The organism is Lysinibacillus sp. FSL W7-1291 (assembly GCF_038593415.1).
GTDB classification, from domain to species: Bacteria; Bacillota; Bacilli; order Bacillales_A; family Planococcaceae; genus Lysinibacillus; species Lysinibacillus fusiformis_D.
Map to the genome: position 1 here is coordinate 1,277,804 of NZ_CP151994.1, position 25,880 is coordinate 1,303,683.

Consider the following 25,880-nt stretch of genomic DNA (forward strand, 5'->3'; position numbering starts at 1 on the left):
AATGTTAAAGTTTATACAAATCGTATCTGTGTTGATTGGTTTATCAGTAGTGACATTAATGGTTGCATTGATTATCACACTGAATGGCAGCATTCATTTGATACAGTTAGTTTGGACAGTACCTGTTTGTTTATTTGTCCTGTTTATTTGTAGTGTATTTAAATGGACCAACACCAAAAGACGAAGAGGATGGTTATTTGGAGTAATGGGTATTGCCTTATTAATAGCTTCCATCAAACCAATCCAACATTATTATAAAATGAGCATTCCTACTGTTGATGCGGAAATTGATGTATCTGCCTATCAGCCATTTACGCTGGGCAATAAAGTGATAAAGCCTGACACAAAAGCATCCTTACAATTGACCGAGTCATTACCAAGATTAGATGGTGCAACAGCCATGTATCCTTTGTATGCGGCTTTTGTAGAGGCTACTTATCCCAAAGGTGACTATCAGCCAGATACTAGTAGAGTTCAAGTAAGCCGAACACCTGAAGCCTATCAAAATTTAATAGCAGGAGATGTGGATCTTATCTTTGCAGCAGCACCGTCCACCTCACAAGAGTGGCAAGCAGAAAAGGAAGGTCTTACATTTGACATGACACCAATTGGACGTGAAGCATTTGTCTTCTTCGTGCATCATAAAAACAGTGTGGATAATGTAACGCTTGAGCAGGTGAAGAAAATATACGCTGGTGAAATAACCAATTGGCACGAGGTCGGTGGGGAGAATGAGCCAATCCGTGCTTTCCAACGCCCAGCAGATAGTGGAAGTCAAACAACATTAGAAAAATTGATGGGCAATACGCCAATTATGGCGGCGCCTTCTGAAGATATTGTGTCGGGAATGGGAGGAATCATTCGTGAAGTGTCGCAATATCGAAATTATAAAAACGCAATGGGCTTTACGTTTAGATATTATTCTACAGAGATGGTAGGTAATCAAAAAATCAAATTACTATCCATTGACGGAGTAGCCCCAACAAAAGAAACGATTCAAAATGATACATATCCTTTAGTTGCTGAATTTTATGCCATCACAGCCGGAACAGAAAATCAAAATACGCAGAAACTTATTGAATGGATACTTTCTGAGGAAGGGCAAGCGATAGTTGAAAGGGTCGGCTATGTACCAGTGGAAAATTATTAAAAGGTTTGCTATACTAAGAGCAACAATCGAATGAAAAGTTTTCTAGGGTTCCGTAGCTTTTGCTAGTCTGGTCCGAGAGAAAACCACAAATTAATTTTGTGACACGGAAGGATAAAAGCCTGGGAGATACTGTTTAATGACAGTTTCTTCAGGCTTTTTGTTTGGCTAAAATCATGTTATTTGGCGAAAGCTGAGGAAGGTGCTTTATCAATCAGTTAATCGACCGTGTCTCATAAAATGGAGGGATTTAGGATGAATAAACAATGGATCAGTGTCATTATAGCGGCTTGCTTTGAAGTAGGCTGGGTCATTGGTTTAAAGCATGCAACGAGTGTGCTGGAATGGATTGGGACAGTTATTGCTATATTTATTAGTTTTTATTTACTCATAAAAGCGGGGGAGCATTTACCTGTTGGTACGGTATACGCTGTCTTTGTTGGATTAGGGACAGCAGGGACTGTTTGTGCGGATAGCTTGTTGTTTGGGGAGCCGTGGAAATTAGCCAAAATAATATGTATTGTTGTTTTACTTGCAGGAGTTGTGGGCTTAAAGCTTGTAACGGGAGAGCCGAAGGAACAAGAGGTGAATGAATAATGGCATGGATGGCATTAGTTATGGCAGGGTTATGTGAGATGATGGGCGTATATATGATTAGTAAATATAATAAAACAAAGACTATAAAAAATTTAGGGCTGCTGATTTTTGCATTTACCTTAAGTTTTGCGGGTCTTGCTTATGCGATGGAAACATTACCAATGGGTACTGCCTATGCTATTTGGACAGGAATTGGAGCAGCTGGGGGAGCACTACTGGGTATGTTATTTTTTAATGAATCAAAGGACTGGAGACGAATGGTTTGCATTGTACTTGTTTTAGGAGCAGCCATTATGTTGAAGCTATTGTCGTAAGAAAAAATGCACTTCCCCTTGTAAAAGTGGAAGTGCATTTTTTATATTATTTTTTTACGTCTTTTGTCCATTCTGCTACTTTATCTGGATTAGCTTCCACCCATTCTTTTGCAGCCTCTTTTGGATCTTTGCCATCCATTACTTCAAGCATGACACTTTCTAAATCCTCTGCAGTCCAGTGGAAGTTATCAAGCACCGAGTATACATCTGGTAAATCTTCTTTTAAGCCTTTACGAGCGAATGTATTAATTGTTTCTTCGCCACCATATACACCTTTTGGATCTTCTAAGTATTTAAGATCATATTTCGCAAATTTCCAGTGTGGTGACCAACCAGTTACAATGATTTCTTCTTTATTTTTTAACGCTTTTGCCAATGAAGTTGTCATGGCACCAGAAGAAGATGTAATAAAGTTCCAATCTGCTAAATTATCATATTCTCCTAAAGCTTTTTCTGTAGCAGCAGTAATACCAGCACCAGGCTCGATACCTGTAATAGTATGATCAGCTTCATTTGTTAAATCTTCAATAGAATTTACATTCATATAACTTGGGACAACTAAGCCAATTTTTGCACCAGCAAGGTTTTCGCCAAGCTCATCTAAATTAGCTTTATATTTCTCATATTGTGAGGCGTGTGTATGTGGTAACCATGCCGCTACCATTCCATCAGCCTCTCCTTTTGAAACAGCCTCCCACATAATCGCATTATCCAAAGGAGTTAATGCTACATCATAGCCTAAATCTTCGAGTACTTGACCCACGACATTCGTTGAGGCGATTTCTGTATCCCATTCAACATAGGCTAAGTTGACCTCCTTAGAATCACTGTTTTTACCAGAGTTTGACCCTGTGTCGCCTCCACTACATGCAGCAAGCATGAGGCCTAGACCTAGAGCCATTCCTAACTTAGATAGTGTTTTCAGTTTCATCGAATCTCCCTTTCTATTCATCGTTTTGTATCAAACTGCCGACACCCATCGCTTGATGGCTGCAGGCGAGAAAGATTAACTATATTCTATACAGCTTTCTTTTTATTGAAGCTTTGTGTTAAACGGTCAATGATAATCGCAAAAATAACTAAGCCTAAGCCTGCAACGAAGCCATTCCCAACTTGTGTACGCTGTAAGGCTGTTAATACTTCACGTCCTAGACCTGGAGCCCCAATCATAGAGGCGATAACTACCATAGAAAGTGATAGCATAACGGTTTGGTTAATTCCTGCCATAATCGTTGATTTCGCAAGAGGAATTTCTACTTTAAATAGTTTTTGACTAGCCTTACTACCATAAGAGTCTGCGGCTTCTACTAATTCCTTTGGTACCTGACGAATACCTAGGTTTGTCATACGTACAGTTGGGGGTAAAGCAAAAATAACAGAAGCAAAGACACCAGGCACAATCCCGATACCGAAGAAGGCAACTGCTGGGATTAGGTACACAAAGCCCGGCATTGTTTGCATGAAATCGAGTATTGGTTTAATAATGTTTTCAGCTATTGTTGATTTGGACATTAGAATACCAAGTGGAATACCGATGATGATGGATATAATACTTGAAAAGATTACAAGCGTGGTTGTCTCCATAAGGTGAGTCCATAATCCTTGGTTATAGATAAACAGCAAGCCTATTAATGAAAATGCGGCAAGCCCGAATTTTTTACCAGCTACAAAGAAGGCAAATATCACGACAAGTAATATAAGAATAATGGCTGGGATACTAATTAGTAAATCAGTGACCTGATTCATGAGTAGTTTTCCAAATTGTTGAATCGTGTTAAAGAACCCTGAAAAATTACTCGTCAACCAGTCCATAGCTGATTCAACCCACGTAGCTAGTGGAATTGTTGGAATATTATCTAAAAAATTATTCATGTGCTTCGGCCTCCTCATCGCTCGTTGACAGTGCTTGGATGACAACGCCTCTAATCAGAACACCCAGTAAGCGGTCATCTTTGACAACTGCAATAGGAGTAGGTGAATTATAGATCATTCCTAAAATATCCTGTAAAAGCATATCTGGCGGAACAGTTAACACCTCTGATTGCACAATAGAATGGACTGTTTGTTCATGTTTTTTAGCTGCAGCCAGTGCATCATCAGCTGTAATAAAGCCTTTTAAATGTCTATTTTTATCAACAGCCATTAATAAACTGACAGCCTCTTGACGCATACGTTTAAGCGCTACTTTAGGACCGTCAAGGTCTACATTGACATAAACAGGACGCACCATAACGTTTTCTGCTGTTAATACTTTCGAACGGTCCACATCTTCCACGAATGTTTTGACATAGTCATTGGCTGGATTGGTTAATATTTCTTCTCCTGTACCAATCTGAATGATTGAACCATCCTTCATAATGGCGATGCGATCCCCAATACGTAATGCTTCATTTAAATCATGTGTAATGAATAAAATAGTTTTCTTCAATTTTTGTTGTAGATCAAGTAGCTCATCTTGCATTTCTTTACGGATCAATGGATCCAGTGCAGAAAAAGCTTCATCCATTAATAGTATTTCAGGATCGTTGGCAAGGGCACGTGCTAACCCAACACGCTGCTGCATACCACCTGATAATTGACTTGGGTATTGATCTTTGTATGCGAGTAATCCAGCATTTTCGAGAGCCTGTTCCGCTTTTGCTTGGCGTTCTTGCTTTGAAATACCTCGAACTTCAAGGCCATATTCGGTATTTTGAAGTAATGTGCGATGGGGGAATAAACCGAAGTTTTGAAAAACCATACTCATTTTATTTCTTCTGACAGTCCGTAGACTTTCTTTTCCCATAGTAGAAATATTTTCTCCATCGATATATATATTTCCGCTCGTTGGTTCAATAAGGCGGTTTAAGAGCCGTATAAGTGTTGATTTACCACTTCCTGACAGTCCCATGATCACGAAGATTTCTCCTTCGTTGACCGTAAAGCTTGCATCGTATACACCAACAGTCGCACCTGTTTCTTTTAAGATATCAGTTTTACTTTTTTGCTGTTTAACGAGTTCTAGTGCTTGGGGAATATGTTTACCAAACACTTTTGATACGTGTTCTATTTTAATTTTTTCCATAGAAGCACTCCTTTCGTAGATTATTACTATGTGAGGATAATGATACCCAAAAATAAACAAGTAACAACCTTACTGTAACAAAGGGTTGTTACTTTTGTCAAATCGACTAATAAGAAAAAAACCGTTTAAACGCTGTTATATCAGCGTTTAAACGGTTTTTAATTTGGATATAAAAAGCTTTGAACTCTGGCGAAGCTTTCATCATTTCCGACAAAATAAATAATGTCACCTTCCTCAAATGAGACATAAGGACCAGGGGATAGTAATAATTCATTGCCACGTCGTATACCAACAATGGTGCTTGATGTATTTTGCCAAAAATTTAAGGTTTGTACAGTTTGATGAATGCATGGACTATCAGCTGTCATTTCTAATTGATAAGGAATGAATGGATTGACCGAACGGTAATGCTCAGTGCGGCTAATGAGCTGCTTTGCCTTGTCTTGTAAATTAATTAATTCATGATGCTGCTTTTGAATACTCGTCAATAGTTCATTTTGTATTTCGTGAATGGATTGAACATCATGAAACTGTCTGACGAATTGTGCTGCTTTTTCATACGATTTAATAATTACGCCGCTACCTTTAGAAGCCTCAACAATTTCTAAGTCTTGTAACACGGCAATGGCTCTTCTCGCAGTCTCTGCTGAAACATTGTATTGACTTGCAAGAGAGGATCTTGCGTATATTTTATCGCCAATGCGGTATTTTCTTTCTACGATCTTAGAGGCAAGGTCGATGGCTATTTGTTGATATTTTGGCTGCTTTACTTGAACATTTTTTTCTAAGTTCATTTTAAACTTCCTTTCGTCATTACAGTACCACAGCTTATTATAGACTAGCCTGCACAGAAAAAATAGCACCTCCATAAGCTAGTGGTATATGATGAAAAAGTAATGCTAAAATTTTGGTATCTATCATTTATATTAAAAGAATAATAGCTGTTGTTTGACACTTTTTAGTTATTATTATAAACTAAGTTACGTTATGTAAGTGATGTAAAAATACATGTGCTCAGTTGGCGAATTCAGCCAACTGTTTCTATAGAAGGTTGGAGATTAATATGACAATTACGACTAAAGTTATGGACTTAGTGAAGGATAAAATGACAATCGTGAAGCATACAAATACAGAAAATATTTGTCTAGTTGGCCCAGTGAATTTACCTGTAAAACAAGGCGATTTTTCTGCATCATTTCAATGGTATAACTGGCTAACAGTTGATGCAAATTTAACGAAAGAGGAAATTATTGATGGTTTAGCAAATGCCAATTTAGCATTTTTGCAACAATCATCTGTGCTGGTGTATGGTGATTTTACCCATTCCGAGGATGCTTTAATCCGAATGCATAGTATTTGTCACACTGGTGACATCTTTGGCAGTCAGCGCTGTGATTGTGGCTACCAGTTGCATGAATCCATGAAAATGATCGCAGAGCACGGCTGTGGCGCTATATTTTATTTAGCCGATCATGAAGGTCGTGGCATAGGGTTATTCTCTAAATCTCTTGCTTATTTATTACAAGAGGAAGGGCTAGATACAGTAGAAGCAAATCATGCACTCGGCTTCCCAGATGATACTCGCTCATATGACGAGGCACTTGCCGTATTAGCTACTCTACGCACAAAACCTGTCACACTTATTACAAATAATCCGAAGAAATTGGCTGCTTTACAGGCTCGCGGTATGGCTGCCGAAGGGCATGTTCCATTATGGGGCGGTTTGACAGAGACAAATCGTTTTTATTTAGAAACAAAAGTTGAAAAATCTGGACATATGCGCGAAAAACAATAGGTGGAGGTTGTGATGATGGCAAATGTTGATGAAAAGTATATGCAACTAGCACTCGATTTAGCAGCGAGTGCCAAAGGAAATACGAACCCTAATCCACTTGTTGGGGCTGTGATCGTGAAGAATGGCGTAATTGTAGGCACAGGCTTACACAGAAAAGCAGGTGAACCACATGCTGAAGTGCATGCTTTTCGTATGGCTGGAGAGCATGCACAAGATGCTACATTATATGTAACGTTAGAGCCTTGTTCGCATTATGGGAAGACACCACCTTGTGCGAAGCTAGTGAAGGAATCTGGTGTAAGTCGAGTTGTGGTAGCCATGCAAGACCCAAACCCAGCTGTAGCAGGGCAAGGCATTCAATTGCTACGGGATGCGGGTATAGTAGTTGAGGTGGGAGTTTTGGAGCAACAAGCTCGCCGTGTTAATGAACGTTTCATCCACAATATGCTGACACAACGCCCATTTGTTATTTCCAAATTTGCTATGACTTTAGATGGGAAAATTGCCACACATACAGGGCATTCTAAATGGGTAACTGGCGAGGCTGCACGTGAGGATGTTCACTATATTCGCCATGAAGTAGACGGCATTTTAGTCGGTGTGGGTACAGTCATTGCTGACAATCCTACTTTAACAACAAGATTAAAAGAAGGATACGGAAAAAATCCAACACGTATTATTATGGATAGTTCTCTACGCACACCCGATTATGCAAATGTGTTAAATACGGAGGAAGCACATACGATTCTTGTATGTAGTGAGGACGTAAGCCAAGAAAAAATGAAGCGATTTACAGACAAAGGTGTGACGGTTTTACCAGTACGTAAAAATGAATATGGACTTCAGCTTGATGATATGCTTGAAAAGCTTTATACACATGGCATTACGGATATTTTGCTCGAAGGAGGAAGTAAAATAAATGCTTCTTTTTTACAGCAAGAAGCGATCGACAAATATGTGGTGTATATAGCGCCTAAAGTTCTCGGTGGGAATCTATCATTAACACCGTTTGCTGGTTATAGTCCTTCTCAAATGAATGAGGCATGGAATGTTGAATGGACTTCATTTGATAAGGTAGGCGAGGATTTGCGTATTATTGCTTATCCAAAGCAAGGTGAAGAAAAGTGAACTATCAAGCAGATGTTTGTATAGTAGGGGCAGGACCAGCTGGCGCACTGTTAGCCTACTTACTAGCCAAAAAAGGGCTAACAGTAATCCTACTTGAGCAAAACGCAGCACTTGGTCAGTCATTTCGAGGCGAGCACTTAAATGAAGAGGGCGAGGCTGTTTTAAAAAATCATCATCTTTTTGAGGCAGTTGAGTCACACGGTATATTACGAATGGAGAAGCTGGAGTATTACGCAGATGGTAACGCCTTTAAAACGATTTTTCCTGATGAAGCAGTAGGTCATTTAGGCATACATGTCCCACAAGCTCATTTATTAAAGGGAATTTTACAAAATACACGGCCGTTTCCCAACTTTACATGCTTGCTACATACAAAGGTAACAAAGCTCATCGTAGACACTTCTGGTCATTATAGAGGAGTTATAGCAATAAAAAATGGAAACACTATCAAAATTGATAGCCAATTAATTATTGGTGCAGATGGTCGCTATTCTACCATCCGTAAGGAAGCACATATTGATGTTCAGAAACAGAAACATGGCTTTGATTTACTATGGGCTAAAATTCCTGCACCTTCAAATTGGGAACCTTCTATAAAAATGGCACTAATCGATGATAAGCAGCTGTCATTGTTTACGCAAGTTGGTGGTTATATTCAAATAGGCTGGAATATCGAACAGGGTAGTTTCCCTCAGCTGCGCAAACAAGCTTTTACTCCTTTTATCCAGCAGCTTACAACACAATTTCCACTATTAGCTAATACAGTACAAGAGCATATTCAGTCTTGGAAAGACTTTGTGTTATTAGATGTTTTTAGTAGTCACTGTGACTGTTGGGGTACCCAGGGCATTGTATTGTTAGGTGATGCTGTCCATACGATGACACCAACTGGGGCATTTGGATTAAATAGTGCTCTAAAAGATGCCGATTGTTTGGCATCTTTGCTAAATAAAGACACGTTAGCACAATTTAATGTACAAGATTTTCAACAAATGCGTAAGCAAGCCATTGAGGAAGTATTAGCAAAACAAATTGAAAAAGAGCAAACATTTGCTTCTAACTTTATAAATAAGGCTTCTTGAAAGGGCGAACAACTAGATGAAATTTGGCTTTGATATAGATGACACTTTAATTGATTTACGAGCACACGCTTTTTTACTCTATAATAAAAAACTAGGTAAAAATGTTTCCTTTAAAACCTTTCAAGCCTTACAACGTGTAGAAATACATGAGCCTTTTGGTTTAACAGACGAAGAAGGTTATGCAATGTGGAATAGTACAATGGAGGAGATTTATTTTACGGACTGTCCTTCTTTTGAGGGGGCAATAAAAACGCTCCAAGCTCTAGCGGCGCAAGGGCATGATATTTACTATATTACATCTCGTCCCAAACAATACTGTACACAAACAAAAGCATGGATGGAGGCGCAAGGTTTTCCAATAACGGACGGTCATTTTTTCTGTGGAATGCAGGATGCAGAAAAAGTCAATATTATAAAAGAGCTTGCGTTAGATGTTTATGTAGATGATAAACCAACAGTGCTGGAAACACTTCATGATGTGACAACTAAGGTGATTTTAAAAAATCAATCCTATAACCAGCATGTGAATCTTCCACGTTTATATGATTGGCAAGAGTTTCAAGTGCTGATACAAAAATAAAAGATTGGTACAACGATTATGCGTTCGTTGTACCAATCTTTATTTTTTTAAAATCGATTCAACTTAAAGGTTGATAAATCCTGTTTACTTTTGCCATCTACAATTAATTCCGCTAGTACTTCCCCTACAGCGCTACTAAATTTAAAGCCATGGCCCGAAAAACCTGCAGCAATAATAATATTTTGATGTTTAGGCAAAAAGTCAATTATAAAATCTTCATCAGGAGTCATCGAATACTTGCATGTTTTGCCGTATTTTATTGCACCATGCTTGGGCATAAACTGATGAATGAAATTTTGTAAATCAACAAGATCTGCATCATCAAATGGGCGCAAAGGAGTATTTGGATTGATCACTTCGCCACCATCATGTCGCCCAAGTTTTAATCCTGCTCCATCAATACTAGGAAAGCCGTAGTAGGTTGAATCTGCAAATTCAAAGCAATAGGCTGGGAAATTTTCATCACGATAAAGCTCCTCATCTGCCTCAAACCATGCAAACGTTTTACGTGTTGGGGTAACTGGGATGGTTACGCCCATCGTTTGTAGTAACTCGGTTGCCCATGCACCAGCCGTCACTATTAAGTGCTTTGCTTTGTAAAGGTTATGTACAGTTTGCACCTGTACAATTTCTCCAGCTTGAATAGCAAGTACTTTTTCATTCGTCTGTAAGCTTGCACCAGCCTCTAACGCCAATTTTTGATATGCTCGAATACATGCTTCTACCCGAAGGACGCCTGCTGTCGGCTCAAAGCAAGCCACTAAATCTTCTGGCAAGAATAGCCCTGGCCATTTGTTCATCGCTTCCGCTGCTGAATAATGTTCGAGTGCTAAATCATAGAGTGCTGAGCTTGCCTTGACATTCTGAATAAAGTCACAGGTTGGTTCTCCAATATTGACTACGCCAGTTTGTAAAAATAAGTTCTCATTGGCTAAAGACTCTAGCTCTTGCCAAAGCTCACCAGCTCTTTTTACAAAAGGTACATAGCTAGCCCCTTCACCATAAGCAAAGCGAATGATTCTTGTATCTCCATGATGACTACCTTCTTCATGCGGGGGAGTAAAGGCATCTAGCATAAGAACTTTGTTACCTTTCTTTGCTAAATAATAACCAGCCGCCATCCCCATGGAGCCAGCACCAACTATTATGACATCATATACCATTCTGAATCCCTACTTTTTTGCTCTAGTATAACAGATTAGCAGGGAAGGAAACAGAAATTTTAGAAAATAAATAGGCACAACACCTGCAATCCAAATGGACTAGAGGTGCTATGCATTGTAGATACTTGCTATTTTGAGCTTGGTAGAATTTTATTAAGGAAAATCGCTACTAGCGCAGCGGTTGCGATAGGCGATCCAAATAAATATTGAACGGTTGTAGGTAGTGAATAAAGGAAATCATCAGGCAATAATGTCAGAGCTAACGTTAAAATGACAGGAATCGCAATGACATACATTTCCTTTTCGCCAATATGTTCATTTTTCATCACCTGTAATCCGCTGATGGCAATAATGCCACAGACGATGACAAATACACCACCAATGACTGCTGAAGGAATGGCTGAAATAAGTGCCGCTAATTTACCAGAGAAGCCGAAGATGATAAACCAAATACCTGCTGCTATAAATACTCGACGGCTCGCAATCCCTGTAATTGAGATAACACCTGCATTTGTAGAGTAACCCGTCACAGGTGTAGAGCCTAGTAATGAAGCAATAAAACAGCCAATGCCTTCACCAATAACGCCTCGATTAATTTGTTGATCTGTTAATGGTTTGTCGATGACATTGCTAATGGCAAACCATGTTCCTGTTGTTTCCGCCATTAAGACAATATAAATAATGACCATTGTGATAATGGCTGAGATATTAAAGCTAAAGCCGAAATCTGCAAATGGAATTTGCGGCATACTAAACCATTTTGCTTGTGATACAGGAGATAAATCTAAAACACCCATCCTATTTGCCGCAATACTGCCGCCGATTAAGGCAATGATGACAGATGCAATACGGAATAGACGCCCTTTTTGGTGGAAGACTGTCCCTAACATGACACAAATGATTAATACAATGGCTGAAATCAAAGCTAAATAGATGTTCTGATTAATGGATGCACCTGCTCCATTAAAAATATTATCACTTAAACCGACAGGCATTAAGGAAAGACCGACAACAAAGATAATCGTACCGCCAACAATCGGTGGAATAAATGTTTGAACAATTTTATTGAAAATGCCTGTATAGCCTAAAATAATGACGCAAATAGCACCGATTAAGCTGGCACCTAGCACAGTGCTCCAGCCTAAATCACCACTGCCACTTGCCGCATAGATTCCAACAATAGCCCCTAGTGGAACATAGGAAGGGCCTTGTGCCATCGGTAATTTCATACAAAAATGGGTTTGTACAATAGTCGCAATTCCTGCCGCAATAAAGGTGGATTGAATTAATGCACCTGCCTGCCCTGTTTGTAGACCAATGAGCATGGCAATTAAAAATGGCACAACGTAAACATCCATGGCCATGACATGCTGTAAACCTAATAGAGCTGATTGGCTGAACGAGATTTTTTCATCTGGTAATACGGTTAATTGTGTTTTTCTTGTTTCGTTTGTTCGTTTACTATGTTGCGTTTTCACGAAGTTGTACACCTCAAAATGATAGATTTTTAATGAATAAGAGAATGACTAGTCTCTCGCATGAACTTTACTTCCTTGCACCCATACCTCACGGATATTTTCTGGGCGTACAAGATACATTATTTTTTGGAATATATCGAGTAAATCTTCCTTTTGATCAAAAATTGGAAGCTTAGCAGTAGGGATTTTTGTATCTATAATTTGTACATCCCATGTATAGTTTTCTTGTAAACGCCCAATTGGAAGGCTTAAGCTTTCACCACCACCAGCAGTGGCTAGATAGAAGGCTTCATTAATGGTAATACGTGAATTTGGCACACCTCGTTTTTCAGCTGCAAGGGTTGTATCGACACCATCCTCTAACATTCTTGATGACATAACAGCTTGTCTTGCATTATCAAAAAGACTTGGAGAAAATCCCCCTGAAACATCTGAGCCTAATCCAATATCAATGCCCATTGCATGGAAGCGGGCGATTGGAATCACACTGTTAGCAAAATAGGCATTAGAGATTGGACAATGACCAATGGCAGTGCCTGTTTCAGCAAATAATTGAGCATCATCATCACTTAAAAAGTTACAATGAGCCATAACCGATTTATCACCTAATAAACCAAAATCATGTAAGGCTACTGCATCATTCTTATTAAATCTCTCTCTGACATAACCATGCTCCCAGTCACTTTCGCTACAGTGAGATTGAATATGAGTATCGTATTTCGCTGCTAAATCACCTAAGCCTATTAAGGCATCATCTGTACAACTTGGAATAAAGCGAGGTGTGACCACGGGGTAAACACCTTGTTTAGTTGTTTTCGCTAATTCTTTTACCGCTAAAATAAACTCTTCTGTATCAGCTAATGCGGTTTGTGTGTTTGCATCTCGATAAAAATCGGGATTTTGCTCAGGATCATCCATGACCACTTTTCCGACAAGGCCACGTTGGCCCTTTTCAGCACAGATTTTAGCTAACAGTATGCTAGCTTCTTTATGAACTGTCGCAAAATATAAGGATGTTGTTGTGCCATTGGCAAGCAGCGTGCTCACTAAATCCTCGTAAACCTCTTGTGCAAACGTTAAATCCGAAAATTTTGATTCGATTGGGAACGTATAAGTGTTTAGCCAGTCATAAAGTGGAATGTCTAAGGCTGTACCCGATTGTGCCCATTGTGGTGCATGAACGTGCAAGTCAACAAATCCTGGTAAGAAATATTGACCTTCAGCTAATGGATGGAAATTAGGTTGATGTTGATATGTAGTTAATAGTTGTTGGTAATCAGTACGTTCTGGACCGACTGCTTTATCAATCATGCCGTCAGCATTTATGAAAAACAAATAATCTTTTAAAATTTGAACTTCAGTAGCAGATTTACTAGTAAAAGCTGTCCCTTTGAAAATATACGTATATTCAGTCATAAAAACCACCTTAATGTTCGTTTATAGATAATAACACGGATTATTATAGGCTATACAAACGATGAAGTCTATAAAAAAACGAATATTAATGAGTTTGTGAAAGAAAAAAAGAAGCTGTCCAACTACATTTTTACAGCTTTGACAAGCATTGATGGATGAGAAGAAGGCACATGTTTTAGCGTGCCTTCTTTTTATAGAATGGATTCATTGATGATATGAAGAAAGTTATGAAAGGAGGGGGAATGGTGCTGTTCATTTTTTCGTGTACAAAGATAGATAGGACGTTGAATATCAATATCCTTAATAAAAACACGGGCAACTTGTTGCTGCTGGATAAAGCTAGAAGCTGCTATGGACGGAGCTAGCATTGTTCCGAAACCTGCTGCAATAGCATGGATCGATTCATTAATTCCATCTAGTTGCAGTCCTACTTTCGGTGGGGGAATTTTATGCACTTTACATAAAGCATTTAAATATTCTTTTGTGGAACTCCCGTCTTCCCTTGTCACAAAGGGCTGTTCCATAAGTTCTGCGAGGGAAATCGTTTGACCTGCTAATGGATGACTGTATGGTACGATAAACCAATAATCTAAATTCATCAGAAATTGATAATTAATATCAGGATGATGGCCATCTTCTTTAACGATAAAGGCTAAGTCAGCTTTATAATGCAATAATTCCTCAATGACTTGCTGTGAATTAGCCGTTTTTAAATGGAGATTTGTTGCTGGATAAATTTGTTTAAAATGAGCCAACCATTTGGGCAGTAAAAAATGGGAAGGCACATGCGTCGAGGCAATTTGTAATTCCTCATTGCCTGTATATTTCAGTTGTTCAATTTTATATTCAATATCGATTTCTAAATCAAATAATCGCTGTGCCTGTTTATATAAAAACGTGCCATTTGGTGTTAATGCAATGCCTCTCCCTTTGGATTCTATCAGGGTCAAACCTAGCTCTTTTTCTAAATTTCGTATTTGAATGGTGACAGCAGGCTGACTAATCATAAGCGTTTGTGCCGCTTTGGAAACACTATTGTGCTCAGCCACCTTTGTAAATAGCCGTAAAGCGTGTAAATTCATATGCAAGCACCTTTCATTAATTTTTTTTATGATTTTATATACATTATATATTAGATTTATTAATTTACGCTCTGTATCCTTATAATTACAGTAGGAAAAAGGGGAGGGGGATAAAAATGACTCGACAGCATATGGGGGTTGTCTTTGGAGGAATTTTATTACTAGTTGTCGCAATGGGAATTAGTCGATTTGCATTTACACCGATTTTGCCATTTATGCGTCATGATGTAGGATTTTCGTTAGAGGTGGCTGGATTTTTGGCTTCAAGCAATTATATTGGCTATTTCATTGGCGCATTATGGGCAGGATTTATTCATCGTCGACGTAAAAATATTTTATTGGCAAGTGTCGTTTTCAATGTTCTATCGGTGGGATTAATGGGCTTGCTAGAGGTGTATTCTGTATGGCTAGTTCTCCGTTTAATCGCAGGCATTACAGGTGGGCTTATTTTTGTTTTAACGTCTAGCATTATGATGGATTATTTGGCGAGACATTCATTATCGCGATGGTCTGGCTATGTATTTAGTGGCATTGGTTTGGGAATTGCTATTTCTGGCTTATGTGTTCCTACAATAGAAGCGAAATTTGCTTGGGAGGGAACATGGCTAGGTTTAGGTATGCTATCAGCTATCTTTTTACTCATTACCTTTATTCTGTGGAGAAATTTAGAGGTTCAAGACAGCATAAAAGTGATGAAAACGCTCGATACCAAAATGACAAGAGGCTTTATGCCATGGCTGATTCTATCCTATGGCTTAGAGGGATTAGGCTATATTATTACAGGTACTTTTTTGGTTGATATTATTCATAATATCCCTTCTCTCCAAGCTTACTCCTCTTACAGCTGGGTTATTGTGGGACTTGCAGCTATTCCATCAGCACCTGTTTGGACGGTCTTATTGGAGAAGTTTTCAGCGATAAAAATTTTGTTTGTGGCATACATACTTCAAGTGATTGGCATCCTATTACCCGTATTTTCACAAACTGTATGGAGCGTATTGTTAGCATCATTTTTATTTGGTCTGACCTTTGTAGGAATTGTCACGTTAACTACTTCCTATGCACGACAGCTTTTTCCGACACAGAGCGGTTTTGTTGTATCTTTATTAACAACCTTTTATGCTTTTGGACAAATTATCGGACCGATCGTCGCAGGAAAGCTGGTTGAAGTTTATAGTAGCTATAAAGCAGCACTTGTATTTGCTGGTGTCATCGTGTTTCTTGCATTGCTCGTTATGGTAATTGGTAGATGGCTAACTGTAAAAAAAGAAGCTGCTGCAGAACATACAATTTCTATATAGCGCATAAAAGCCAGAAATCCTATTTGGATTTCTGGCTTTATCATTTACTTAAAGAAGCCGTGCCTCTATCTACATGATATTAAAAAATATAATAAAAGTCTATATATTTTTTTCTTTATATGGAAAAATAGATAAGTGCACAAAGGACGTAACGTTACGATTCTACATTGAAATGGGGACTTTATATGAACACAGAACAAGCTATTCAACGTTGGAATCAATATGCAGAGCGGTATACAGCTACCTACGATGAGCAGGGTGACAATCATCGTGTAGTACTGTTAAATCCCACCATCTTTTCTTTACTGGAAGGGCTAGATGGAAAGCATGTATTAGATGCAGGATGTGGAGAAGGATATTTAAGTAGGTTACTAGCGAAGAAAGGGGCAAGCGTAACGGCTGTTGATTTTTCACAAAAAATGCTGGATATTGCTATGGAAAGAACACAACAGCAGGAAGCTATTCAATTTTTACACGGGAACTGTGAAAATTTAGCGTTTCTAGCAGATGAGCAATTTGATGGTATTGTGTCAAATATGGTTCTTCAAGATTTAGAGGACTACAAGGCTGCATTGCATGAAATGTATCGTCTTTTGAAACCTAATAGCATTTTTATTTTTTCAATTCTGCATCCATGTTTTGTGACACCAAATAGTGGATGGATAAGACATGAGCAGCTAGATCAACAGTATTGGAAAATCCAGCGTTATTTTTATGAAGGGGTTTACCAACAACTAGATGCTGACCCCTCAATTGTGCTGTATCACCGTACATTAACAAGCTATGTGCAAGCCATTATTCAAAGTGGCTTTACCATTGAAGCTATTGTAGAGCCAAAGCCATCACAAGACATGCTAGAGAAGTATCCTCAATTTGAGGAAGATTTGCATTGTGCAGATTTTATCGTCTTTAAACTTAGAAAATAAAGGAGAGTGAATCCATGCGTTTATTTCATGTCAGTGAGAACCCTACTATTACGATGTTTCATCCTCGACTACCTGAGCGAGCAGATTTAGATGCAACCAAAGGGCTTGTATGGGCCATCAATGAGAGATGCTTGCCAAATTATTTAACGCCGAGAGATTGTCCTCGTGTTTGCTTTCATGCAGGGGTACAAACAACAGAGCAAGATAGAGGGCATTATTTAGCACAAGCTTCTCATGTAGTGGTCATTGAAAACAAATGGTTTGAAGTATTGAAGAATACGAGACTTTACCTATATGAGTTTGATAGTAATGGATTCACATTACTGGATGATAATGCAGGTTATTATACAAGTGAATTAATACAAATGCCCATTAATGTCTCTGAGGTTAACGATATAGCTAAAGCATTATTGGAACGGAGTGTTGAATTGCGAATAGTGGATCGCTTGTGGGATATCCATGACGAAATCCAGTATACAAGCTTAAATTGGTCGATGTGCAGGATGCGCTTTGCACAGCCAAGACACTAAAGAACAAGCCTCGTCATGCTGCTAGTGCATGGACGAGGCTTGTTTGTCTATTAATTAGATAAAGGTATACAGCTAATTACGAGAAGCAGGGTGATATTCATTGAACCCTACCATCTATTCTTTGGTGGAAGAGCCAGATGGAAAGCATGTATTAGATGCAGGATGTGGAGAAAGATATTTAAAGTACTACTCTAACAAATTTTCAATCTCGTCTTCCAGTACGATCAAAATGAGGTAGTTTTAAAGGGTTTAGGTATATCGTTCATAGTGGTGTTCACTACTGAATGAAAAAGGAAAAGATACTTTTGCAGAATGGTTGATTGAAGTGGAATCAGTACCACTCCTAGGGGATTTAACGTCACAGACGAGACACTAGAGCGAACGCAGTAAGTGAAGCGGCTCAACGGACGCCCCCTGGAAAGGATGCTGGCGGAATGGACATTAGCCCCTCGCCTTGCTAAAAGGTCTTTTTCTGCTAGTAACATGATCCTTTTTCAACAACATTCCCTTTATAACTAGACAGCATGATAACGGCCAACAGGAACAATTAAAGGTGTTTTAGAAACAGGGTCTTCAATAACCATGCTATCTAAGTCAAATGTATCTTTAATTAACTCACTTGTCACAATATCTTTTGGCGAACCTTCTGCAAGTAAACGACCATTTTTTAATGCGAATAAGTAGTCCGCATAACGGGCAGAAAGATTAATGTCATGTAATACCATGACAATGGTTGTACCATATTTTTTATTTAAATCTGTTAGTAAATCTAAAATTTCAACTTGATATGTAATATCTAAAAATGTTGTTGGCTCATCTAAAAATAAAATATCAGTTTGTTGCGCTAATGCCATAGCAATCCACACACGTTGACGCTGACCACCTGAAAGTTCATCGATATTGCGGTCAGCAAACTCTGTAATGTTCATCATTTCAAGAGCTTCTGCAACTGCCTCATAATCTTGTTTGGACCAACCTTTAAATAATGTTTGATGAGGAAATCGACCACGGCCAACTAAATCAGCAACAGTAATTCCTTCAGGAACGATAGGGGACTGAGGTAAAAGTCCTAACACACGAGCTAATTGTTTTGGTGGCATTTGATGAATGGATTTGCCATCTAGCATGGCATGACCACCAGTTGGCTTAATCAGGCGTGCCATTGTTTTTAATAATGTAGATTTTCCGCAACCATTCGCACCAATAATAATGCTAATTTTATTACTTGGAATAGCAATGCTGACATTTTCTAAAATCGTCTTTTGCTCGTAACCAGATGTTATATGTTCAGCCTGAAGCGTATGTGTTGGTTTCATCATATATCTCCCTTTCGATTGATTCGAATTAACAAGTAAATTAAGTAAGGTGCACCAATGATTCCTGTAATAACACCTACTGGATATCTAGCTGTAAATGCGAATTGACCAATTAAATCAGCAGCCAATACTAAAATAACACCAATTAGACCAGCTGGAAGTATATTTGAAAACCCGACACCAACTAATTTTTTGGCAATTGGTCCAGCAAGGAATGCAACAAAGGCAATCGGTCCTGTAGTTGCTGTAGCAAGTGCAATGATTAATACAGAACAAAGCATTAAAATGATTCTTGTTTTGTTTGTGTCTACACCTAGAGAGGTGGATGTTTGTTCACCAAGCTCAAGCATTTCTAAATGCTTCCCGAAAAATAACAGTACAGGTGTAAATACAATGACGATTATCATTAATGGATAGAGTGACTCCATTTTCGCACCATTTAAGCTCCCACTCAACCATCTCATGGCACTTGGAATATCATGTGTATTGCCAATTAGCATTAAATAAGAGATGAATGCATTTAGCATTGCTTGAATACCAATCCCGATTAATATTAATTTGCCAATTGAAAAAGAAGAGCCTCTTGATAAAGCATAAATAATTAGGACAGTAGCTAAACCGCCAATAATTGAAGCGATGGATACAACGATATTACTTGCTTGCAGGACAATAATACAAAATACAGCAGCAGCACTTGAACCAGCTGTAATACCAATAACATTTGGATTTGCTAAAGGATTGCGCAACATAGTTTGGAAAATATAACCTCCAACACCAAATGCAAAGCCAGCAAATGTACCAGCTAACATGCGTGGTAATCGAATTGTGCCTACAGCGAAAGAGGCACCTTGTACATGTTGGCCAAGGAGAACACGGATAACATCTTCAACAGGATAAATCGTGTTACCAAGCATTAGCATTGTGCAACACAGTATTATGGAAATAACAGTCAGTACAGAAGTTATTATGACAAAGCGTCTTTTTCTTCGTTGTCTGCCTTTCATTATGGATATCAATGTTTCATTCATCATAACGCACGCATTTTCGCTTTCATCGTAATTAAAATCAAGATAGGGGCACCAATAAAGGCTGTTAAAATACCCACCTCTAGCTCACCAGGACTGCCGAGAAGTCGACCACAAACATCTGAAAACGTTAAAATAATTGCTCCTGTTAAGGCAGACATAGGAAGGATAAAGCGTATATCAGGTCCTATAATAAGGCGGACAACATGAGTTGCTAATAAACCGATAAAACCAATAGGTCCTGCTAGAGCGGTAGCAGCCCCACATAAAAGAACTCCACCTAGTGCTGCAAACATACGTAGTGTACCAGTACGAACACCTAAACCAGTTGCCACTTCATCCCCGAGTGCTAAAGCATTTAGTGCTGGAGCAGTGAAGAGGGCAATCAATAGGCCTACAACTAAAAATGGAATAAATAGCTGAATAGCGTCCCAGCTTCCAGCTCCTACACTACCAACTTGCCAAAATCGAAATTGATCCATTACATTTGTACGCGGAATCATAACCGCAACGACTAATGAAGATAAAATGGCACTTGTAGCAGCCCCTGCAAGTACAAGCTTTAATGGTGTAGCACCACTTGCACCCATAGAGCCTATTCCAAATACAAAAATAGCAGTGATAATGGCACCCGCTATTGCTAACCATATATATTGATTGGCTGAACTAATGTTTAAAAAGGCGATACCACAAACGACAAAAAGTGATGCCCCTGTGTTTACCCCCAAAATACTTGGATCTGCAATTGGATTACGTGTAACGGCTTGCATTAGTGCCCCAGAAACGCCTAATGCCGCACCACACAGTAAACTAAAAATTGTTCGGACGATTCGTTTTCGAACAACAACGGCTTCATGTGACTGAACATCAGGATGGAACAAGCCATCCATTAGTCCAGTCCAGCCAATTGTACGAGAACCGAATAGTAGCGAAGCAATTACACATAACGCAAGAAAAATGATAAGAAAAAGCAAAACTTTAGCGAAATTTTTAGGGATAAATAACTGCTTCTGTTCGGTAGCTTGTATCTTATTCATATTACTTTATATTTTTTGCTACGTCTGAGATTAATGATAAATAGTCATCAATTGTATAGGCAATTGATAGTGGGCTAGGGGTACCAGCAGCTGCAAGTGGCGTATTATCACCAATAACAACAACATTCCCATTTTGAATAGCAGGTACTTTCCCTAAAATTGGGTCAGCTTGTAAAGCTGGTAAAGTTGTTTCATCTCCGTAAGCAATAAAGATTTCTACATCAGCTAAAGCATCTGCATTTTCAGCGCTTAATTCAATATAGAAGCTGCTATCATCCGAAATTTGTTTTGTAACGCTTTCAGGATATTCCATACCTAATTCCATTAAGAATTCACCGCGTGGATCTGCAGGTGTATAAACATAGAATTTTGATAAATCTGTTGGAGTAAACATAGCGAATGCAGCTTTTTTACCTTTAATAGCAGCATGTTCATTCACTTTATCTTGGATCAATTTTTCAGTGTCTTTGATTAATTGTTGACCTTGTGCTTCCATACCCATACCTTGAGCGTTTAATGTAACTTGGTCACGCCAAGAAGTTACCCAAGGAGTTTCTTTATAGGCTACAACAGGTGCGATTTGACTTAATGTCTCATACTCTTCTTGCGTAATACCAGAGTATGCAGCAAGAATGACATCTGGGTTAGAGTCAGCAATGGCTTCGAAGTCTAAACCGTCAGTATCTTGATAAATATTCGGATTTTCTTCACCAAGCTCTTTTAATTTTTCAGCAGTCCAAGGAAGCATACCACTACCATCTTGTACACCATAGTTAGCTGCAGAGAAACCAACTGGCACTACACCAAGTGATAGTGCAACGTCATGGTTAGACCAAGCAATTGTTGCTACACGCTCAGGCTTTTTCTCAATAACAGTTTCACCAAAAGCGTGTTTAATTGTAATCGGATATTGCTGTTCATCAGTAGTTTCTGATGTATTGTCTTTTGTTTGTTCTTCTTTTTTAGCAGTGTCTTTATTAGATGAATCAGAACATGCTGCTAAAGCTAAAACCATTAATGATAAAAGCATTACTATGAACATAGAATTTTTAATTTTTGACATTTTTTTTACCTCACTTTATTTTAAAAAATGATAATGATAATCCTTATCATTCAGAGAAAAATATTACGCTAATTTCAGTAAAAGTCAACAAATATTTTTGCATTTTTGATGTTTTTTTGCTTTATCACAATTATACGATATTCGGTATAAAAACTGAGCTAGAAAAAAGCGGAAATGCCCCGCACTTCTTGGTTGAGAATTCTTAAACTATTATCCTTAATTACACATCCCTAAATTGGTATATGTAACGAATTTTTCCTAGAAGAGACGTTTAGAAAGCAAGCCCCGTCCTACACTTATTGCATGGACGAGGCTTCCTTGTCTATTAGACTGTAGATGTTTGTTCGATTGGTGTGGAAGAAATATGAACTAATTGTTTGTCTTGATAAGTGAAGATGTAATCATAATTAGTTGCCTCATTGAGCATTGTTGGTAAATAATGTTTTAAATCTGCAATGCCAACATTTTCAGGGTGGAAAATCCAAGTAAGGTCCTTCCAATCAAGAATACCCTCTGCAACTTTTATAGGTGTTATATATGTAAAAGATTCAGGTAGTTCTGCTATAAAAGCATACATACAGCCATAGTTAACAACACCATCTGTCCATGTGATTTTTCCTTTATAAGTAATTTCTTCAACCGTAATACCTGTTTCTTCTTTAATTTCTCGTATAGCACCTGCTAATGGCGTTTCGTCCTGTTCAATTTTACCACCTACACCATTCCAGGCTCCCATCCATGCTGGGTAATTTCTATTCAATAAAAGAATTTGTTCACCCTTCTTTAGAAAACAAATTGTAAATTCAGCCAAAATTGTTTCTCCTTTTCTATTTAGTCGTTACTAAAAATATTGTATCAAAGAAATCATTCTATCACGTCAAAATTGCATCCTGTATGCGTGTTATAGTTAATAAAGATAGTTGAAGGAGTGAGAATCGCTGTGATATTAATAAGTGCTTGTTTAGCAGGGTTAAGTGTTCGTTATAATGGCACCAACAGTTTAGATGAAAAAATACAAAGGCTTATGTTAGAAAATAAAGCGATTACTGTTTGCCCAGAGCTGATGGGCGGTTTTTCAACCCCTCGGGAGCCTGCTGAAATTGTGGGAGGCAATGGAGGGGATGTACTTGATGGCAAAGCAACCGTTATTGAAAGGACTGGGCGTGATGTCACAGAGCTGTATTTAAAAGGAGCCTATGCGACTTTACAAAAAGCACTTGAAGTAGACGCCTCTCTGGTCGTTTTAAAGGAGTATAGTCCATCTTGTGGTAGTGCAATGATTTATAATGGGGCGTTCAATGGTACTAAATTATTGGGTGAAGGGGTAACTACAGCATTACTACGAAGGTATGGGATTGAGGTTCTATTAGAAGAGCAATTTTTATGAAAGGTCGGTTTTAACGAGAGAGTAACCTTTGTCAGTTAGAAACGTCTGAACTGGTGGGAGGTGGCTTATATGCCATTAACATTCGCACATCCAGCCGCAATTTTACCTTTTTCAAGACGAAGTAAGTACATCCATTTTTCAGCACTTGTACTAGGAAGTATGGCACCTGATTTTGAGTATTTTTTTAGAGGTAGACCAATAGGTGAGATAGGTCATAGCTTAACGGGATTTTTCATTTTTAATTTACCTCTTATTATTGTGATTTACATCATTTATTGTAAGTATGTTCGGCAGCATGTAGTTCATCATTTACCAGTATGTTTACAGGATACAGCTAACCAAACAACTTCCAGGAGTAAACGACTCAATGTCATTGTCTTTGGTTATTCAGCGTTTTTGGGTATGCTCACACATGTCATTTGGGATTCCTTTACACATAAAAATGGATTTATGGTTTCGCATCTATCTATTTTATCAGAAACAATGCCCATTTTCGGTTTTCAATTCCCCCTTTATAAATACTTACAGCATGGCAGTACTTTAGTAGGCATTACGTTGATTATCGGTTATGTCTATGTTAGAGCAGCCCATCAATCAACGAATTCATTGCTCACTATTCATCCTAAACAAAAATTATTTTTCTGGATACAGGTACTTGGATTAGCAATCTTCTATGTATGTTGCTGGTCTATTATAGATGGGGTATCAGTTAGCAATTATGGTGTATGGGTGGTCCGTATGATTGATTCATTTTTCTGTAGCTTGCTAACCATTTGTTTATTGAAAACATATTGGCAAAAATAAATAATAACGAGCATGACAGGACTTCCTTTAAGTGGGAGTCCTTTTGTTCGTTACCTCCTTTTCAGTTTGGATAAAAAGAAAAATACATAGATAACGAAGCTAGCATAAACTAGTATCCAGATGAACTGCCAATAGAACTTACTAGGGATGGATTTTATTTGATCGCCAACAGTCATTATTTCTAAAGAAAGATGGAGTGGTGGTAGAACCAAAATAAGACCTTTCATTTGCGGGATTGAATCTTTTAACGTTGCGACTACCAAGGTTAATAATAAGACGCTAATGACTCCCCACCAAGTGTTTTGTTTATTTTTGACAAGCTCTCTTGTAAAGATAGCAGAGAGAGCAATCCCCAAAATCGCTAAGCTAACATGAGAGAGAAATCCAAGAAATAGGTGTGTAAAGCTTGGTTCCTCGGCAAAAGCATGGATAGCTGTGGGATAAATAACAGAAACCATACTTAAGCTAAAAGCAATCAAAATGGCAATTATAAACAGGCTGAAATGATAAGATGTCGCACCATTTGCATGTAATATCGTTATCATTTTTTGCCCTTCATCCTCTGAATGAAATAGTGTGACGGTAAACCAGCCCATCAGGAAAAAGAGGATTATAGAGGTAAATGAAAAGCTATCTAATATAGGGTTTGGGACGAATGTGTAGTTAACAACAAGACATAAAATAAAAATAGAAAAAGGTGGAATATACTGATAGGTTCTCAAATAATTTTGTAACTGATATCGGCCTAAACTAATCATGTTGTATGAACTTCTCCTTATCATTGATCGGTATGAGTTGTTTAATAGAAGCGTTTTTATCAAGTAGCTGTTGTAAAAGATGGTCAGTACGCTGTGCTTGGATATGGACAATCACTTCATAAAAACCATTCGCTAATGGTGATTGCTGCTGTATTTCCGTTACATGTAATAGATCTTTTATGTATGTAATATTCGAAATTTCAAAAATTAATTGATTGTAGGTTGTAGGAGTAACAGATAAATCCGTTTGCATCACTTCTTTATGGTGAATCATTAGAATCGTATCAACGACATGCTCCAGTAGCTTTGTTTCGTGACAGGATAAGATAATCGTCATCCCTTGTTGTTTGAGCGTCTTCAGTGTTTCTTCCAAATCATTCTGTGTTTGCAAATCCAGCCCTGATAAAGGTTCATCTAATATTAACAAGTCCGTTTCGTTGAGCATAGCCTGCATAATCATTATTTTTTGTTTCATACCTTTAGAAAAATGGGTCATTCTAGTATCCTGTACATCTTCCAGATGAAATAGTATTAATAAATCATTTATTCTCGATAAAAGTTTTTGTTTAGCCATCCCACGGATTCGCCCCATATGCTGAAGATATTCCTTGGGGGTAAATAGAATAGTGGAAGGGGCAACCTCTGGTACATAGCCAATGTTTAAAGCTTGTTTAGAAGACATAAAGGAACCATTGTCTGGCGTAATAAGCCCAGCAATCATTTTTAAGAGCGTGCTTTTGCCAGATCCGTTTTTTCCAACAATAGCAATTATTTGATTGTCGTAGATGGTAAAGGAGACATTTTCTAAAATGGAAGTACCTCTGTATTGCTTAGTGATGTTTCGTGCGTCGAGCAATATGTTCATCAATCTGCACCTACTTATACTG

Annotated in this window: 27 protein-coding genes and 1 riboswitch; of the genes, 12 read left to right on the forward strand and 15 right to left on the reverse strand. The window is 38.3% G+C overall.

Going from position 1 to position 25,880, the window contains the following annotated elements:
• Nucleotide 1: 1 nt before the first annotated feature.
• The 3 genes from NST76_RS06005 (at nucleotide 2) to NST76_RS06015 (ending at nucleotide 2,058) form a co-directional block, all read left to right on the forward strand.
• Nucleotides 2–1,150, forward strand: coding sequence for a substrate-binding domain-containing protein (locus NST76_RS06005; protein WP_271912614.1), 1,149 nt, complete (start codon nucleotides 2–4; stop codon nucleotides 1,148–1,150).
• Between the two features lie 31 nt (nucleotides 1,151–1,181).
• A riboswitch (guanidine-I (ykkC/yxkD leader) is annotated at nucleotides 1,182–1,278 on the forward strand.
• Nucleotides 1,279–1,402: 124 nt separating this feature from the next.
• A complete protein-coding gene (locus tag NST76_RS06010; RefSeq protein ID WP_036127755.1) occupies nucleotides 1,403–1,744 on the forward strand; it encodes a multidrug efflux SMR transporter in 342 nt (113 codons plus the stop codon).
• Complete coding sequence (locus NST76_RS06015; protein WP_036127751.1) at nucleotides 1,744–2,058, forward strand: multidrug efflux SMR transporter; 315 nt, start codon at nucleotides 1,744–1,746, stop codon at nucleotides 2,056–2,058. The genes NST76_RS06010 and NST76_RS06015 overlap by 1 nt, the downstream gene beginning before the upstream one ends.
• Nucleotides 2,059–2,104: 46 nt before the next feature.
• On the opposite strand, the gene NST76_RS06020 is transcribed toward NST76_RS06015, so the two are convergent.
• From NST76_RS06020 to NST76_RS06035, 4 genes are all read right to left on the reverse strand, one after another.
• Entirely contained in the window at nucleotides 2,105–2,989 is an 885-nt protein-coding gene (locus tag NST76_RS06020) for a glycine betaine ABC transporter substrate-binding protein (RefSeq protein ID WP_342544740.1), read from the reverse strand.
• Between the two features lie 86 nt (nucleotides 2,990–3,075).
• On the reverse strand, nucleotides 3,076–3,930 hold the full coding sequence (locus NST76_RS06025) for a proline/glycine betaine ABC transporter permease (RefSeq protein WP_342544742.1): 855 nt from the start codon (nucleotides 3,928–3,930) through the stop codon (nucleotides 3,076–3,078).
• A complete protein-coding gene (locus tag NST76_RS06030; protein WP_036127743.1) occupies nucleotides 3,923–5,122 on the reverse strand; it encodes a glycine betaine/L-proline ABC transporter ATP-binding protein in 1,200 nt (399 codons plus the stop codon). Before NST76_RS06030 ends, NST76_RS06025 begins: the two co-directional genes overlap by 8 nt.
• A 158-nt stretch (nucleotides 5,123–5,280) precedes the next feature.
• Nucleotides 5,281–5,916 (reverse strand): TrkA C-terminal domain-containing protein, encoded by a 636-nt coding sequence (locus NST76_RS06035; protein WP_036127739.1) that lies wholly within the window; start codon nucleotides 5,914–5,916, stop codon nucleotides 5,281–5,283.
• Nucleotides 5,917–6,185: 269 nt separating this feature from the next.
• Between NST76_RS06035 and NST76_RS06040 the strand changes: the two genes are divergently transcribed.
• The 4 genes from NST76_RS06040 to NST76_RS06055 are packed head-to-tail and all read left to right on the forward strand — an operon-like array spanning nucleotide 6,186 to nucleotide 9,707.
• Nucleotides 6,186–6,917 (forward strand): GTP cyclohydrolase II, encoded by a 732-nt coding sequence (locus NST76_RS06040; RefSeq protein WP_089932088.1) that lies wholly within the window; start codon nucleotides 6,186–6,188, stop codon nucleotides 6,915–6,917.
• 15 nt (nucleotides 6,918–6,932) lie between these two features.
• Nucleotides 6,933–8,045, forward strand: coding sequence for a bifunctional diaminohydroxyphosphoribosylaminopyrimidine deaminase/5-amino-6-(5-phosphoribosylamino)uracil reductase RibD (gene ribD / locus NST76_RS06045; protein ID WP_271913547.1), 1,113 nt, complete (start codon nucleotides 6,933–6,935; stop codon nucleotides 8,043–8,045).
• Nucleotides 8,042–9,127: an FAD-dependent oxidoreductase gene (locus NST76_RS06050; RefSeq protein ID WP_036127728.1), complete on the forward strand. Its 1,086-nt coding sequence runs from the start codon at nucleotides 8,042–8,044 to the stop codon at nucleotides 9,125–9,127. Before ribD ends, NST76_RS06050 begins: the two co-directional genes overlap by 4 nt.
• A 16-nt stretch (nucleotides 9,128–9,143) precedes the next feature.
• Nucleotides 9,144–9,707: a nucleotidase gene (locus NST76_RS06055; protein ID WP_036127725.1), complete on the forward strand. Its 564-nt coding sequence runs from the start codon at nucleotides 9,144–9,146 to the stop codon at nucleotides 9,705–9,707.
• Nucleotides 9,708–9,754: 47 nt separating this feature from the next.
• Here NST76_RS06055 and solA read toward each other — a convergent pair whose 3' ends face one another.
• The 4 genes from solA to NST76_RS06075 form a co-directional block, all read right to left on the reverse strand.
• Nucleotides 9,755–10,870 carry an N-methyl-L-tryptophan oxidase gene (gene solA, locus NST76_RS06060; protein ID WP_036127723.1) on the reverse strand — a complete coding sequence of 372 codons (1,116 nt, stop codon included), beginning with the start codon at nucleotides 10,868–10,870 and terminating at the stop codon, nucleotides 9,755–9,757.
• 128 nt (nucleotides 10,871–10,998) lie between these two features.
• Entirely contained in the window at nucleotides 10,999–12,348 is a 1,350-nt protein-coding gene (locus NST76_RS06065; RefSeq protein ID WP_036127721.1) for a solute carrier family 23 protein, read from the reverse strand.
• A 48-nt stretch (nucleotides 12,349–12,396) separates the two neighbouring features.
• On the reverse strand, nucleotides 12,397–13,764 hold the full coding sequence (guaD, locus tag NST76_RS06070) for a guanine deaminase (RefSeq protein ID WP_340810124.1): 1,368 nt from the start codon (nucleotides 13,762–13,764) through the stop codon (nucleotides 12,397–12,399).
• Nucleotides 13,765–13,955: 191 nt separating this feature from the next.
• Entirely contained in the window at nucleotides 13,956–14,846 is an 891-nt protein-coding gene (locus tag NST76_RS06075) for a LysR family transcriptional regulator (RefSeq protein ID WP_036127713.1), read from the reverse strand.
• Between the two features lie 116 nt (nucleotides 14,847–14,962).
• Between NST76_RS06075 and NST76_RS06080 the strand changes: the two genes are divergently transcribed.
• The 3 genes from NST76_RS06080 (at nucleotide 14,963) to NST76_RS06090 (ending at nucleotide 17,603) form a co-directional block, all read left to right on the forward strand.
• A complete protein-coding gene (locus tag NST76_RS06080; protein WP_036127709.1) occupies nucleotides 14,963–16,147 on the forward strand; it encodes a YbfB/YjiJ family MFS transporter in 1,185 nt (394 codons plus the stop codon).
• Nucleotides 16,148–16,332: 185 nt separating this feature from the next.
• A complete protein-coding gene (locus NST76_RS06085) occupies nucleotides 16,333–17,073 on the forward strand; it encodes a class I SAM-dependent methyltransferase (RefSeq protein ID WP_036127705.1) in 741 nt (246 codons plus the stop codon).
• A 14-nt stretch (nucleotides 17,074–17,087) separates the two neighbouring features.
• Nucleotides 17,088–17,603 carry a DUF6886 family protein gene (locus NST76_RS06090; RefSeq protein ID WP_036127702.1) on the forward strand — a complete coding sequence of 172 codons (516 nt, stop codon included), beginning with the start codon at nucleotides 17,088–17,090 and terminating at the stop codon, nucleotides 17,601–17,603.
• A 515-nt stretch (nucleotides 17,604–18,118) separates the two neighbouring features.
• Here NST76_RS06090 and NST76_RS06095 read toward each other — a convergent pair.
• The 5 genes from NST76_RS06095 to NST76_RS06115 form a co-directional block, all read right to left on the reverse strand.
• Nucleotides 18,119–18,919 (reverse strand): ABC transporter ATP-binding protein, encoded by an 801-nt coding sequence (locus NST76_RS06095; protein ID WP_036127699.1) that lies wholly within the window; start codon nucleotides 18,917–18,919, stop codon nucleotides 18,119–18,121.
• On the reverse strand, nucleotides 18,919–19,950 hold the full coding sequence (locus NST76_RS06100; RefSeq protein WP_036127696.1) for an iron chelate uptake ABC transporter family permease subunit: 1,032 nt from the start codon (nucleotides 19,948–19,950) through the stop codon (nucleotides 18,919–18,921). Before NST76_RS06100 ends, NST76_RS06095 begins: the two co-directional genes overlap by 1 nt.
• Nucleotides 19,947–20,981: an iron ABC transporter permease gene (locus NST76_RS06105; protein ID WP_170829786.1), complete on the reverse strand. Its 1,035-nt coding sequence runs from the start codon at nucleotides 20,979–20,981 to the stop codon at nucleotides 19,947–19,949. Before NST76_RS06105 ends, NST76_RS06100 begins: the two co-directional genes overlap by 4 nt.
• A 1-nt stretch (nucleotide 20,982) precedes the next feature.
• The gene (locus NST76_RS06110; protein WP_036127692.1) at nucleotides 20,983–22,044 is read right to left on the reverse strand and encodes an iron-siderophore ABC transporter substrate-binding protein; all 1,062 of its coding nucleotides are present in this window, start codon (nucleotides 22,042–22,044) and stop codon (nucleotides 20,983–20,985) included.
• Nucleotides 22,045–22,369: 325 nt separating this feature from the next.
• Nucleotides 22,370–22,855 carry an 8-oxo-dGTP diphosphatase gene (locus NST76_RS06115; protein ID WP_036127689.1) on the reverse strand — a complete coding sequence of 162 codons (486 nt, stop codon included), beginning with the start codon at nucleotides 22,853–22,855 and terminating at the stop codon, nucleotides 22,370–22,372.
• 129 nt (nucleotides 22,856–22,984) lie between these two features.
• On the opposite strand from NST76_RS06115, the gene NST76_RS06120 reads away from it, so the two are divergent.
• Nucleotides 22,985–23,431 (forward strand): DUF523 domain-containing protein, encoded by a 447-nt coding sequence (locus NST76_RS06120; protein WP_036127686.1) that lies wholly within the window; start codon nucleotides 22,985–22,987, stop codon nucleotides 23,429–23,431.
• A 69-nt stretch (nucleotides 23,432–23,500) separates the two neighbouring features.
• Nucleotides 23,501–24,235, forward strand: coding sequence for a DUF4184 family protein (locus tag NST76_RS06125; RefSeq protein ID WP_036127684.1), 735 nt, complete (start codon nucleotides 23,501–23,503; stop codon nucleotides 24,233–24,235).
• A gap of 50 nt (nucleotides 24,236–24,285) precedes the next feature.
• On the opposite strand, the gene NST76_RS06130 is transcribed toward NST76_RS06125, so the two are convergent.
• Nucleotides 24,286–24,993: a hypothetical protein gene (locus NST76_RS06130; RefSeq protein ID WP_036127682.1), complete on the reverse strand. Its 708-nt coding sequence runs from the start codon at nucleotides 24,991–24,993 to the stop codon at nucleotides 24,286–24,288.
• Nucleotides 24,986–25,858: an ABC transporter ATP-binding protein gene (locus NST76_RS06135; RefSeq protein ID WP_036127678.1), complete on the reverse strand. Its 873-nt coding sequence runs from the start codon at nucleotides 25,856–25,858 to the stop codon at nucleotides 24,986–24,988. Before NST76_RS06135 ends, NST76_RS06130 begins: the two co-directional genes overlap by 8 nt.
• Nucleotides 25,859–25,880: the final 22 nt, after the last annotated feature.